Below are 12707 nucleotides of genomic sequence, written 5' to 3'. Positions count from 1 at the left end.
CCTTAGAGTGCGCTCAAAGGCAAAGGTGACCTGGAGCGCACTCAGGCGAGGAGCTCCCGGGCGAGCGTTTCGGTCAGCCAGGCGGCGTACTTCTCCTCGCTCCAGCCGTAGCGCCGCAGCGTGAGATACGGTCCGGACGAGGAGAGCATCATCAGCAGGTCGGTGGCCTCGGCAGCGTCCAGACCGGACCGCAGGCCCCAGCGCTCGGCGATCAGCTCGACGATCTGGCCCAAGCCCTCACGACGCAAACCTTCAGTGCGCTCGACCACGGCGGCGGCGTCAGGTTCGTGTGGCGCCGACTCGGCGACCTCTTTGATGGCCGCGACCCGCGTCAGGATCGCGGTGTTGCCCCGGACGAAGGCGGTCACCGCCGACCGGCCGGACTCCGCCGTGGCGAGATCGGTGAGGAACGGCTGCTCCATCGGAAGTAGCCGGTCCGGTCCGAGCACGGCGTGGTCGAAGCACGCCTGCAGTAGTTCGGCCTTGGTGTGAAAGGTGAAGTACACGGTCTGCACGGCAACGCCTGCACTGGTGGCGATGTCGCTCATCCGCGCACCGACGTAACCCGCCTCGGAGAAGACCTCGATCGCCGCGCGGATCATCCGTTCCCGGGTCGCCGCCGCCTGCTCGCGCCGGGTGCGCCTCGGTGTATTGACAGCCTTCGCCACCCGACCCAAACTAGCAGTAGTCGTTCACTAGTGACTATCACTAGTGAACGGATCAAGCGCATGGGGGCACAAATGGCTACACCGAGCAGTGCCGTGACGGCATCGGATCCCTGGGAGATGGCCTTGATCCACCGCGTGATCCGGCGGGGGTTCGAGCAGGCGAGAGACCACGTGGTGGCCGCGGGCGCGGAGTCCCGGGCTGCTGCCGTGGCCGAGTACATCGATTTTCAGCTCGACGGGTTGCACGCTCATCACTCGAGCGAGGACGAGTTGCTCTGGCCCTTGCTGCTCGATCGCGCCGATCTGTCGGCCACTGTGATTCACCGCATGGAGCAGCAGCACGTCGGCGTACACGAGGCGGTCGAGACGGCTCGCGGAGAGATGGCGGCCTGGCAGGCTGCGCCCACGGTCGCCGCCGCGGAGTCGCTCGCCGCGGCCCTCGAGACCATCTCGACTCGGCTCGCCGAGCATCTCGCGGAGGAGGAGCGTGACGTGGTGCCGCTGATCGCGGTGCACATCACTCAGGCCGAGTGGGACCACCTGGGGAAGGTTGCGTTCAGCAAGTTCAAGCCGCACCAGCGGTTCACCGCGCTGGGGGAGCTCCTCGAGACCGCGCGTCCCGACGAGGCTGCCCGGATGCTGGCCGGCCTGCCGGCCCCGGTCAGGGTTGTCTGGCGGCTGATCGGGCGCCGCCGGTATCAGCGCTTCGTGGCCTCGGTCCGCGGAACCTGACCGCCCCGGTCAGGAGGTCTGCTGGCATTCCGCGCAGGTGCCGAAGATCTCCAGCGTGTGGCTGATGTCGGCGTACCCGTGCTCGGCCGCGACCTTGTCCGCCCAGCGCTCCACCGCCGGTCCCTCGACCTCGACTGTGCGGCCGCAGCTGCGGCAGACCAGATGGTGATGGTGCCCCTTCGAGCAGCGTCGGTACGCCGTCTCGCCGTCGGCGGTGCGCAGTACGTCGACCTCGCGCGAGTCGGCGAGCGCCTGCAGGGTGCGGTAGACGGTGGTCAGGCCGACGGCCTCGCCCGCGCCCCGGAGCTCCTGGTGGATCTCCTGGGCGGTCCGGAAGTCGTCGAGATTGTCGAGCGCGGACGCGACCGCCGCGCGCTGACGGGTCGAGCGTGTTCCGATGGCCACCGTTCCTCCTGTCACTCCGTCACCGTGATTTCCCCGGTAACCCCGCCAATTCTCTCAGAGGTCAACAACCTAGTGCTCATCCCAGTGGTCCCCGTGCGCCGCGTGCAGATGCCCGTCGTGCACGTAGTCGACGTGGTCGCCGTGCTCGACCTTGGTGTGCCCGCACTGCGGGTTGTGCGCGTGCGGGTGCCCGTCGCTCACAACGTGGGGCTCGGGCGCGGGTACGCCGACCTCGGGCTCCTCGTCAGCGAGCGGTGCGACCCGTCCTTGCCGCCGCCGGATCAGCGTCCCGACCGTCGCCGCCACCGCGAACCCGGCCAGCGCCAGTACGACGATGGTCGCGCCCGGAGCCACGTTCGCGTTGTACGACGTGACGATGCCGGCCAGACACGCCAGTACGCCGATCGCACACGCCGTGACGAACGTACTGCGGAACGAACGCGTGATCTGCTGCGCCGTCGCCACCGGCACGACCATCAGTGCACTGACCAGCAGCAATCCCACTGTCCGCATCGCCACCGTCACAGTGACTGCAGCCATCACAGCGATAATCAGGTTCAGCAGCTGCACTCTGAGGCCAGTGACTCGCGCGAACTCCTCGTCCTGGCACACCGCGAACAGCTGCGGTCCCAGTCCGATCGCCACCACCAGTACGGCGACAGCCAGCCCGACGACGACGTACAGATCACTCGGCGACACCGTGGTCAGTGAGCCGAACAGATACGTGTTCAGCGTGGCAGCGCCCTGTCCGGCCAGGCCGATGAGCAGTACACCGCCCGCGATTCCGCCGTAGAAGAGCAGTGCGAGGGCGACGTCGCCGCTGGCCTTCCCACGGGCGCGCACCAGCTCGATCGCGGTGGCACCGACGATGGCGACGATCACGGCGGTGAGAACCGGTGCAGTCCCGGTGAGCAGGCCCAGTGCGACACCGGTGATCGCGATGTGGCCGATGCCGTCGCCCATCAGGGACAGTCGGCGCTGGACCAGGTAGGTCCCGATCGCGGGTGCGGAGAGCCCGGTGAGCAGACCGGCGATCAGCGCCCGCTGCATGAACTCGAGTTCGAACATGCTCATGACGACAGCCATCCAGGTTCGTCGCCACCGTGGGAGTGGTGGACGTGCGCGTGTGTCTGGGACGCGTGCGGCGGGCCGTCGTACACGATCCGGCCGCGACGCAGTACGACGGAACGGTCGATGAGGGCGTCCATCGGGCCGAGGTCGTGGCTGACCATCACCACGGTGGTGCCGCGGGCGACCCGCTCGCGGATCGCGTCGGCGAAGATCTGCTGGCTGGCCAGGTCGACCCCGGCCGTCGGCTCGTCGAGGATCAGCAGCTCCGGATCGGACACCAGCGCCCGCGCGATCAGCACCCGCTGCTGCTGCCCGCCGGACAGTTCGGCGACCGCGTCCTTGCGCCGGTCGGCCATGTCCACGACCTGCAGCGCCTCGTCGATCGCCTGCTTCTGCGCGGCCCGCAGCGGGGTGAACATCCGCCGCCTGGACAGCAGCCCGGACGACACCACTTCAGCCACAGTCGCCGGTACGCCGCCGGCCGCGGTAATGCGTTGCGGGACGTACCCGACGCGTCGCCACTGCCGAAAGCGTGGCACCGGCGTACCGAAAAGCCGGACCTCGCCGCGAGCTGCGGGGAGCAGGCCGACCACCGTCCGGATCAGCGTGGATTTGCCGGAGCCGTTGGTGCCGAGGATGGCGACCACCTCGCCCTGGCGGATCTGGAGATCGACGCCGCGCAGCACGAGACGACCGCCCAGGTCGACCGAGAGATCGGCGACCTGGACGGCCTTTCCACCAGTGTCTTGTGGTGTCACGCGCAGCTGTTCGCCTTCCGGAGCTCCTGCAGATTCTCCCGCATCAGCGTCAGGTAGGTCTCCTGGGAGTTGGCGTCCGACAGGCCCTCGATCGGACTCAGTACGGCGGTCTTGACGCCGACGTCCCGGGCGATCGTCTCGGCCACCTTCGGGCTGACCAGCTCCTCGTAGAAGATCGTGGTCACTCCCTGCTTCTTGACGATGTCCTGGACCTCCTTGATCCGGGCGGGGGTCGGCTCGGCGTCCGGGGTGAACCCGGCGATGCCGACCATCGTCAGACCGTACCGCTTCGCGAGGTACGCGAAGGCCTGGTGACTCGTCACGAACGTCTTGAGTTTGCAGGTCGCCAGACCGGTCTTGTACTCGGAGTCGAGCGTGCCGACCTCGGCGAGCAGGGTCTTGGCCCGGGCCTTGTAGCCGTCGGCGTTGGCGCTGTCGGTCTCGACCAGTTTGTCGGTCACCGCCTGGACCACGTCTGCGTACCGGACCGGGTCCAGCCAGAAGTGGGGGTCGAGAGCCTCGTTGCCGGCCTCGGTAAACGCGGCGGGCTTGGCGGTGGTGCTGCCCTCCTCCGCGTGGGCCTCGCCTTCCTCGTGCTCCTCGAAGTCGGCGCCGGTCGCCTCCAGCTTGGCCGCCGGAGCGATGTCGAAACCGGCGTCCTTGGCGTTCTGCTCGATCGCCTCGTCGACCGCGGGCTGCAGGCCCTTCTCGTAGACGACCAGCTTCGCTTCGGCGATCCCGCCGACCTGCTTGGGGGTGAGCTCGAGGTCGTGCGGCTCGACACCGGGTGCGGTCAGGGTGGTCACGTTCACCGCGTCACCCCCCACTGTCCGGGCGATGAACTCGAGCGGGTAGAACGATGCGACGACGTCGAGCTTGTCGCCACCGGAGCCGCTGGCGGCGTTGTCGCCGCCGCATCCGGCCAGGGTGAAGGCGGCGACCAGGGCGGTGGCGCCGGCGACAACAGCACGAGTACTAGATCTCATGACAATCATTTTCATTTAATTGGAACTGGTTGTCAAAACAGGGAGTTGACCGATGGCCACCCGCAACGCTGGACGCAGACGAGCCGACCACCGGGCCAACCGACGCCGGGGTCTCGACATTCCCGCAGGTCACGGGCATGGTCACGGCCACGGGCACGGTGAGCACGTGGTCGACACCTCGGTGGTGGATTCGGATGCGATCGTCGCCCGCCGCGTCCGGATAGTGGTCGCCGCGATCCTGATCCCGCTGATCGCGGCGGCCGTGGTCGCGATGATCGTGATGTGGCCCGGCGGTGGCCTGAAGGTCGCGTCGTACCAGACCGAAACCGCCCGCGGCGAGGTCGCGGCGATCAAGGCGTGCACCGACGCGAAGGCCCAGTGCGACCAGGCGACCGTCAAGCTGACCACCGGCGCGGACAAGGGGCAGTTGGTGCCGGTCGAGGTGCCGAAGACGGGTCAGGTGGCGATCCCCGTCAAGGTGGGGCAGTCCGTCATGCTCGGCGTCCAGACCGATGCGCAGACGATCGCCGAGAAGTACCAGTACGTCGACCACGACCGGACCAAGCCGCTGCTCGTGCTGGCGTTGATCTTCGCGATCGCGGTGGTGGCGCTGTCGCGCTGGCGAGGTTTCGCGGCGCTGATCGCGCTGGGCGTCACGGCGGTGATGCTGACCCAGTTCATCCTGCCGGCGATCCTCAAGGGCTCCAGTCCGTTGCTGGTCGCGGTCGTCGGTGGCGCCGTGATCATGACGGTCGCGGTGTACCTCACGCATGGGATCAATGCCGAGAGTTCGATCGCCCTGTCCGGCACGATCGCGGCGCTGGGGCTGACGGTGGGGCTGGGCTGGTTCTTCACCAAGTTCTGCCAGTTGAGCGGGCTCGCGTCCGAGGGGGCGTCGACGGCCAAGCAGTTCGCACCGAACCTCGACCTCGCCGGGTTGCTGGTGGCCGGGATGGTCATCGGTGCCCTCGGCGTACTCGACGACGTCACGGTCACCCAAGCCGCCGCCGTCTGGGAACTGTCCGCCGCGAACCCGTCGGCGAGCCGCACCGAGCTGATCGGCGCCGGCCTGCGGATCGGCCGCACGCACGTCGCCTCGGTGGTCAACACCCTGGTCCTGGCGTACGCCGGTGCTGCGCTGCCGATCCTGATCACCTTCGCCATCCAGGGCCTGCCCGGTCAGTACGTCCTCTCCACCGAACTGGTGGCCATGGAAGTGGTTCGCGGCCTGGTCGGCAGCCTCGGGATCATTGCCGCCGTACCGCTGACCACCGCCCTCGCTGCGATGGCCGTGGCCGACCGTTCCCGCGACCTGATCACCACCGCGCCGGAGCACCTCGGCGCTGACCCTGCCTGAAAACCCTTGTTACAAAAGGGAATCAGACCTTCACAGCGAGTCGTCTGACCTTCTACAGTTCGTATTAGGTCACGGAAAGTTCGCCCCCCACTACTTTTCGTGGCCGACGGGGTGAGGAGGTCGGATGAGATTCCGGCATCGGGACGGGTCGACCGTCCATCTGGGCTACAGCGCCACCGTGCACCCGGCCGAGGACCTCGACGGAGTGATCGCCGGGCTGGACGGCTGCGCGTCGTTGGTCCGCCAGGAGCTCGACGTACCGCTCCTCGGCGTCGGCCTGTGGTTCGCGAGCCCGCTGGCCGACCGACTGGCGAACTCGCCGACCGCGGTCACGAAGCTGCGCCGCGCGCTCACTCGCAACAAGCTGGAAGTCGTCACACTCAACGGAATCCCGCACTCGGCGTTCAAGGACCAGGTCATCGGCACCAAGCTCTACTGCCCGGACTGGACCGAGCCCGAACGACTGCGCTACACCCTCGACCTGGTCGACGTACTCGCCGCGTTGCTTCCGCGCGATGCGCCGTACGGATCGATCTCGACCATCCCGCTGGCCTGGCGGGTGCCCTGGTCGAAGGCGCGTGATGCGGCCGCGCAGAAGGCGTTCGAGCGGCTCGACTGGCACCTGGAGCGGACCGAGCAGCGCACCGGTCGCAAGATCCGCGTCGCGGTCGAACCCGAACCGGGCTGCGTGTTGGAGATGATCCCGCAGGCCGCCGGATGGCTGAGCCGCTATGCGAGCCCGTACGGCGGTGCGTCGCGGATCGGACTGGGGTTCGACACCTGTCACCTCGCCGTCCAGTTCGAGGAGCCCGACGACGCGTTCGAGACACTGTGGCGAGCCGGCGTGGATGTGGTGAAGGCGCAACTGTCGGCGGCTCCACAGCTCGTGGATCCCTCCGATACCGGTGCCCGGCGGCGGCTTGCGGACCTCGGCGACCCGAAGTACCTGCGCCAGGTCCGGGAGTGGTGCGGGCCCGGGGTCGACGATGTGGAGCTGGCGTACCAGCTGTCCGGCCACGCAGCGTGGCGGATGCACGCCCACGTCCCGGCGCATTGCTCGCTGCCGGATCCGCTCAGCGGCACCACCGCCGTACTGGAGGACTGCCTGACCCGCTTGGTCGGCTGCGGTCAGCCGCTCACTCATCACCTCGAGTCCGAGCCGTATGCGTGGCCGCGGAAACCCAAGACACCCGAGACGCTGGCGAAGAAGATCGCCAAAGAACTCGGCTGGCTGCGCGATCGCCTGACCGCGCTGGGCCTCGAGCACGTCTCAGGCTGACTCGCGGACGACGAGCTCAGCCGTTGGCGATCCGCGACACCGCAAACATCAGGATGATCAGGATCGAGAAGATCCGGAGGAAGCGGGCGCCGGTGCCGACGACCGGCCAGGACAGGAAGCCGAGCCAGGCCAGCAACAGGGCCAGCAGGATCAGCGCGGGTACGGCGAACGGGACCGGAGCGAGGACTCCGACCAGGGCCAGGACCAGGGTGATGCCGGGCAGGGTGAGTTTGGGCATCCCGTGCAGCTTCGCCACGTACGGGTAACTGAACTTGGTGATCCGCTGCCGGAGCGGACTCGCCGGCTGACTGCTCGGGGAACTCATCTTCCTATTGTTCCAGGCGCGCGGAGTTGTGGATAACTTCGGACCGGTGGCGCGGAAACCAATAGATTCAGGGCATGACCGGTTTGCCTTCCGTAGACGACATCCGCGCCGACCTGCCCGCCGTCCTGGCGCGGTTCCGCGCGGGCCGCACGCGTGCCTTCAGCTTCGGCGCAGGCGTGCCCGAAGCGGTGCTGCTGACGTACGACGAGTTCGAAGACCTCGGCGGCGAGGCGAAGTTCGCCGTCGGCACGGACGTGCTCGAGCCAGACGAGCTGGCGGAGCGGTTGGCCGCCGTGTTGGAGGCCGCGCGCGCCGGGTCTGGCGAGCCGGTCGTCTGGGGCGAGGCGGGCGAACCGGAGGCGGTCGTTCTGTCGACAGCGCAGTACCGGCAGTTGCGCGGCGACGACGAACCACCAGCCGGCGTGGTCGACGACCCCACCGTCCGCACCTACGCCACAGAACCCCTGCCAGGCAGCCGCCCCGTGAGCGTGGACGAGATCGCGGCGCTGATGGGGCCGGAGGCTGTTCAAGACCTGGAGGAGATTCGCCGTGAAGGCAACGAACCGTGAGCAGTCGTTCGGGCTACGAGCTGTTACTCACCGACAAGTTCGTCGACGACCTACAACGGCTCGCGGCTGACGCTCGGCGTGATTCCGGCAAGGTGTTCCTGCGACAGCAGGTTCTGCGACAGATCGAGCAGCTCAGCTCCGGTAGCACCGACGGGCATCATGCGTTGGGGTATGAGGCCGGGAAGGGGGATCTGCGGGACTGTGTCGTCGGGTATGTGCAGTCGGATCCGGAGCAGAAGGCTGATTACCGTCTGGTGTTCCGGGAGATCGGGCCCGGTGCGCCGGGCGAGCTGCCACGGCGAGAGCTCCTGGCGATCAAACCGCGCCACGGCTCGAACAACATCTACGCCCACGTCTGCGCTCGCCTGAACCGCCACCCGGCCGACCGCCAGCCCGGTCTCGATCGCTTCGGCGACCGCCCCGCGGACTCCGGTGGCAGCAAGGCGAGCCGTCAGGCCGAGCTCGACACCAAACGCGCGATCGCCCACGCCTGGACCGGCCAGCAACCGCTCGTCTCCTCTCGGCCCTTGACCCTCAGCGCCGGACGACCCCGGTCGTACGCCGAGGCATCGGGCAGGCCGCGCGCCGGCCCCCGCACATCGTCTGGACCCCCACGACCGATCAACGCCCGCCCAGGCCCCACCGGTTGGCCAACCCGCCACACCCAGTCCCGTGCCTGACGCGCTGGCTGCCGGGACGCCGCCGCTTTGCTTGGAGTCGCGGGGCTGAGACACCCACTCGTGGGTTGGGACAGGGTATTTCCTGTCTCGCCCCACCGGTTCCTGTCCGAGCCCACTGGCTACCGGGTGGGCTGGGTGTGGGTGGGGGTGCATAGGGTGGGTGCGTGTTCGTGGTGATCAGGTTTCGGGTTCCGGAGGCCGAGCAAGCGGAGTTCGCAGTACGGTTGCAGGCTGCGGTCGACGTACTGCGGAAGCAGAAGGGGTTCGTGGCGACCCGGGCTGGGTGGAACGTTGACGACCCTGAATTGATCGCTTTGACCATGGAATGGGAGAACATCGGCAGTTACCGGCGGGCGTTGTCGCCGTACGAGGTGAAGCTCACCGCGGTGCCGCTCCTCTCGCTGGCGATCGACGAGCCGAGCGCGTACGACGACCTGCCCGACTTCCTGCCGTAGCACCGATCTCCGCGTGGATTCCACCAGGGGCCGGTAGGACCGATAGCCTGGACCCTTCCGAGTTGCAAAGTGCCGTTACTGGAGTCGAAAAGTGCCCGTGGAAACCGTCGATGCCGTCGTCAGCCTCAGCAAGCGGAGGGGCTTCGTGTACCCGTGCGGCGAGATCTACGGTGGAACCAAGTCGGCCTGGGACTACGGGCCGCTGGGTGTCGAGCTGAAGAACAACGTCCGGACCCAGTGGTGGCGGGCGATGGTGACCAGCCGTGACGACATTGTCGGGCTGGACTCGTCGGTGATCCTGCCGACCAAAGTGTGGGAGGCCTCCGGTCACCTGTCGGAGTTCGTCGACCCGCTGACCGAGTGCCAGTCCTGCCACAAGCGGTTCCGCGACGACCACCTGCGCGAGGACTTCGCCCGGCGGAAGAACAAGGACGCCGACGAGGTCAAGCTGGCCGAGATCGCCTGCCCGAACTGCGGTAACAAGGGCACGTTCACCGAGCCGCGGATGTTCAACGGCCTGCTGAAGACCTACCTCGGCCCGGTCGAGTCCGAGGAAGGGCTGCACTACCTGCGCCCGGAGACCGCACAGGGCATCTTCGTGAACTTCGCCAACGTGATGGGCACGGCGCGGAAGAAGCCGCCGTTCGGTATCGCCCAGGTCGGCAAGAGCTTCCGCAACGAGATCACCCCGGGCAACTTCATCTTCCGGACCCGGGAGTTCGAGCAGATGGAGATGGAGTTCTTCGTCGCGCCCGGCTCGGACGAGGAGTGGCACGAGTACTGGCTGAAGACCCGCTGGGACTGGTACCTCGACCTCGGCCTGAGCCCGGAGAACATGCGCTACTACGAGCACCCGCAGGAGAAGCTCAGCCACTACTCGAAGCGCACCGTCGACATCGAGTACCGGTTCAACTTCGGCGGCAAGGAGTTCGACGAGCTCGAGGGCATCGCGAACCGGACCGACTTCGACCTGTCCACCCACTCCAAGCACTCCGGGGCCGATCTGTCGTACTTCGACCAGGAGAAGGGTGAGCGCTGGACGCCGTACGTGATCGAGCCGGCGGCAGGCCTGACCCGCAACGTGCTCGCGTTCCTGCTCGACGCCTACACCGAGGACGAGGCGCCGAACGCGAAGGGCGGTGTCGACAAGCGGACGGTGCTGCGGTTCGACCCGCGGCTGGCCCCGGTGAAGGCGGCCGTGCTGCCGCTGTCGCGGAACGCCGAGCTGTCCCCGAAGGCGAAGGACCTGGCCGGCGAGCTGCGGAAGAACTGGAACGTCGACTTCGACGACGCCGGTGCGATCGGCCGCCGCTACCGCCGCCAGGACGAGATCGGGACGCCGTACTGCATCACCGTCGACTTCGACACCCTCGACGACCAGGCGGTGACGATCCGCGAACGCGACTCGATGAAGCAGGAGCGGGTCGCGCTCACCGAGGTCACCGGCTACCTCGCCCAGCACCTGGTCGGTTGCTGACGATGGGGGTACGGCGCAAGCTGTCGCCGGAGGGAATCCGGTTCGGACTGACCGTCTTCAGCCTGTCCGCGATCGCGGTGTTCGTACTGACCGCCTGCTCGGACAGCGACCCGGAGGCGGCCAGCACCCCGGCTCCGTCCGCCTCGGCTCCGTCCAGCGCGCCGATTCCGACGGCGTCCACGCCGTCGCTCACCCCGCTGCCGACACCGTCGAAGCCGTGGCCGACGCCGAAGGTCACCGGCGAGCCCGAGAACGACGCCCCACTGGCCGAGCGGATCCAGTTCGCGATCGCCAAGCAGGCGCAGATCGCGGCCGGCAAGACCGCCGCCACGACGGTGAAGTGCCCGGGCATGTCAGACGTCGAGAAGCCCGGCAAGCACGAGCTGACCTGCACGGTCACGTACGGCGGGAAGGCCTACACGGGCACCCTGACGGTCGACGCGAAGACGTACACCGCGTCGTACAAGTTCACCTCCGAGTCGGTCGCGATCGTGAAGCCGAAGGTGGTCGACGCCGTCCTGCGGGCCGCGCCCGATGCGGCCAAGGTGACCTGCACGATGGATGATGTTGCCGTGGTCAAGCATTCCGGCGCCGGCATCGCGTGCGACGTCACCAGCACGACGAACGCGGTCCAGCCGTACAAGGCGCAGGTCTCCGGCAACGGCCAGGTCCTGGTGGCGAAGGCCTAAGCAAATGCTCAAGCTCGGCAACCTGACGATCGACACACCCGTGGTGCTCGCGCCGATGGCCGGCATCACGAATGCGGCGTACCGCCGGCTGTGTGCGGAGCAGGGCGCCGGGCTGTACGTGTGCGAGATGATCACCTCGCGCGGGATCGTCGAGGGTGACCAGAAATCGCTCGACATGCTCACGTTCGACGAGAGCGAGACGGTCCGCTCGGTGCAGCTGTACGGCGTCGACCCGGTCTACGTCGGCCGCGCGGTCCAGATCCTGTGCGACCAGTACGGCGTCGCCCACATCGACCTGAACTTCGGCTGCCCGGTCCCGAAGGTGACGCGTAAGGGCGGCGGTGCGGCACTGCCGTGGAAGCGCAACCTGCTCGGCGCGATCCTGCACTCGGCAGTTCGTGCTGCGACGCCGTACGGCGTACCGGTCACGATGAAGACACGTATCGGCATCGACCAGGCGCACCAGACCTATCTCGACGCCGGCCGGATCGCTGAGGAGTCGGGCGCCGCGGCCATCGGTTTGCACGGACGTACGGCGGCCCAGGCATACTCGGGTCAGGCGGACTGGTCCACGATCGCCGAGCTGGTGCGGCAGGTGAACATCCCGGTGCTCGGCAACGGCGACATCTGGGAAGCCGGTGATGCACTGCGGATGGTCGCGGAGACCGGCTGCGCCGGGGTGATCGTCGGTCGTGGATGTCTCGGCCGGCCGTGGTTGTTCCGCGATCTCGCGGTCGCGTTCGCCGGTGGTGAGACGCTGAACCTGCCGACGCTCGGCGAGGTCGCCACGGTGATGCGGCGTCACGGTGAACTGCTGGCCGACTTGATGGGGGAGCCGCGTGGGCTCCGTGACTTCCGCAAGCACGTCCCGTGGTACCTCAAGGGATTCCCGGCCGGCGGCGAACTGCGTGCGGCCCTCGGCATGGTCGAATCCCTGACCCAGCTGGACGAACTGCTTGCCCAACTGGATCCGGCCGTCCCGTTCCCCGTCGCAGAGCTCGGTGCACCCCGCGGCCGTCAGGGCAGCCCGCGCGACCACATCGTGCTGCCGCAGGGCTGGCTGGACGACACCGACGGGTTGACCGCCGACCTCGCGGACGCGGAGCTCGGCGTCTCCGGCGGCTGACCGCCCACCGCCGACGGCCGACCAAAGAACACCGCCCGCTTCGGGACGCTCTCGATCACTCGGCCTTGGGACATCCAGACGATTGCCGTAGGCAATTGCGGGTACCGGCCTCGCGCCGTCCAGCAGCGGG

15 protein-coding genes are annotated in these 12707 nt (G+C 68.0%); 9 read left to right on the top strand and 6 right to left on the bottom strand.

Annotated elements, in window-relative coordinates; translation table 11 throughout:
- Positions 1–41: 41 nt before the first annotated feature.
- Positions 42–668, bottom strand: a complete 627-nt coding sequence (locus EV652_RS02780; protein ID WP_132207329.1) for a TetR/AcrR family transcriptional regulator — start codon at positions 666–668, stop codon at positions 42–44.
- A gap of 72 nt (positions 669–740) precedes the next feature.
- On the opposite strand from EV652_RS02780, the gene EV652_RS02775 reads away from it, so the two are divergent.
- A complete protein-coding gene (locus EV652_RS02775; protein WP_206752081.1) occupies positions 741–1400 on the top strand; it encodes a hemerythrin domain-containing protein in 660 nt (219 codons plus the stop codon).
- 9 nt (positions 1401–1409) lie between these two features.
- Here the strand turns inward: EV652_RS02775 and EV652_RS02770 are convergent, their stop codons facing one another.
- From EV652_RS02770 to EV652_RS02755, 4 genes are all read right to left on the bottom strand, one after another.
- A complete protein-coding gene (locus EV652_RS02770) occupies positions 1410–1805 on the bottom strand; it encodes a Fur family transcriptional regulator (RefSeq protein ID WP_132207327.1) in 396 nt (131 codons plus the stop codon).
- Between the two features lie 69 nt (positions 1806–1874).
- The gene (locus tag EV652_RS02765; protein ID WP_132207326.1) at positions 1875–2879 is read right to left on the bottom strand and encodes a metal ABC transporter permease; all 1005 of its coding nucleotides are present in this window, start codon (positions 2877–2879) and stop codon (positions 1875–1877) included.
- On the bottom strand, positions 2876–3634 hold the full coding sequence (locus EV652_RS02760) for a metal ABC transporter ATP-binding protein (protein ID WP_132207325.1): 759 nt from the start codon (positions 3632–3634) through the stop codon (positions 2876–2878). The genes EV652_RS02765 and EV652_RS02760 overlap by 4 nt, the downstream gene beginning before the upstream one ends.
- The gene (locus tag EV652_RS02755) at positions 3631–4620 is read right to left on the bottom strand and encodes a metal ABC transporter substrate-binding protein (RefSeq protein WP_132207324.1); all 990 of its coding nucleotides are present in this window, start codon (positions 4618–4620) and stop codon (positions 3631–3633) included. The genes EV652_RS02760 and EV652_RS02755 overlap by 4 nt, the downstream gene beginning before the upstream one ends.
- Before the next feature lie 52 nt (positions 4621–4672).
- Here EV652_RS02755 and EV652_RS02750 point away from each other — a divergent pair, with 52 nt between their 5' ends.
- Positions 4673–5977 (top strand): YibE/F family protein, encoded by a 1305-nt coding sequence (locus tag EV652_RS02750; protein ID WP_132207323.1) that lies wholly within the window; start codon positions 4673–4675, stop codon positions 5975–5977.
- A 124-nt stretch (positions 5978–6101) separates the two neighbouring features.
- Positions 6102–7256 carry a metabolite traffic protein EboE gene (gene eboE, locus EV652_RS02745; protein ID WP_132207322.1) on the top strand — a complete coding sequence of 385 codons (1155 nt, stop codon included), beginning with the start codon at positions 6102–6104 and terminating at the stop codon, positions 7254–7256.
- A 16-nt stretch (positions 7257–7272) separates the two neighbouring features.
- Here the strand turns inward: eboE and EV652_RS02740 are convergent, their stop codons facing one another.
- Complete coding sequence (locus tag EV652_RS02740) at positions 7273–7581, bottom strand: DUF6703 family protein (protein WP_132207321.1); 309 nt, start codon at positions 7579–7581, stop codon at positions 7273–7275.
- A 74-nt stretch (positions 7582–7655) separates the two neighbouring features.
- Here EV652_RS02740 and EV652_RS02735 point away from each other — a divergent pair, with 74 nt between their 5' ends.
- The 6 genes from EV652_RS02735 (at position 7656) to dusB (ending at position 12577) form a co-directional block, all read left to right on the top strand.
- The gene (locus tag EV652_RS02735) at positions 7656–8150 is read left to right on the top strand and encodes a hypothetical protein (protein WP_132207320.1); all 495 of its coding nucleotides are present in this window, start codon (positions 7656–7658) and stop codon (positions 8148–8150) included.
- Positions 8147–8830 carry a hypothetical protein gene (locus EV652_RS02730; RefSeq protein WP_132207319.1) on the top strand — a complete coding sequence of 228 codons (684 nt, stop codon included), beginning with the start codon at positions 8147–8149 and terminating at the stop codon, positions 8828–8830. Before EV652_RS02735 ends, EV652_RS02730 begins: the two co-directional genes overlap by 4 nt.
- 164 nt (positions 8831–8994) lie before the next feature.
- Positions 8995–9285 carry an antibiotic biosynthesis monooxygenase family protein gene (locus EV652_RS02725; protein ID WP_132207318.1) on the top strand — a complete coding sequence of 97 codons (291 nt, stop codon included), beginning with the start codon at positions 8995–8997 and terminating at the stop codon, positions 9283–9285.
- Positions 9286–9376: 91 nt separating this feature from the next.
- A complete protein-coding gene (locus EV652_RS02720) occupies positions 9377–10762 on the top strand; it encodes a glycine--tRNA ligase (protein ID WP_132207317.1) in 1386 nt (461 codons plus the stop codon).
- A 2-nt stretch (positions 10763–10764) separates the two neighbouring features.
- Positions 10765–11451 carry a hypothetical protein gene (locus EV652_RS43905; protein WP_158441078.1) on the top strand — a complete coding sequence of 229 codons (687 nt, stop codon included), beginning with the start codon at positions 10765–10767 and terminating at the stop codon, positions 11449–11451.
- Positions 11452–11455: 4 nt separating this feature from the next.
- Entirely contained in the window at positions 11456–12577 is a 1122-nt protein-coding gene (gene dusB / locus EV652_RS02710; protein WP_132207316.1) for a tRNA dihydrouridine synthase DusB, read from the top strand.
- The last annotated feature ends 130 nt before the right edge of the window (positions 12578–12707 follow it).

The organism is Kribbella steppae (genome assembly GCF_004342025.1).
Taxonomy (GTDB): Bacteria; Actinomycetota; Actinomycetes; order Propionibacteriales; family Kribbellaceae; genus Kribbella; species Kribbella steppae.
The sequence above is the reverse complement of the archived record's forward strand: the minus strand, read 5'-3'. Positions and strand labels throughout refer to the sequence as shown.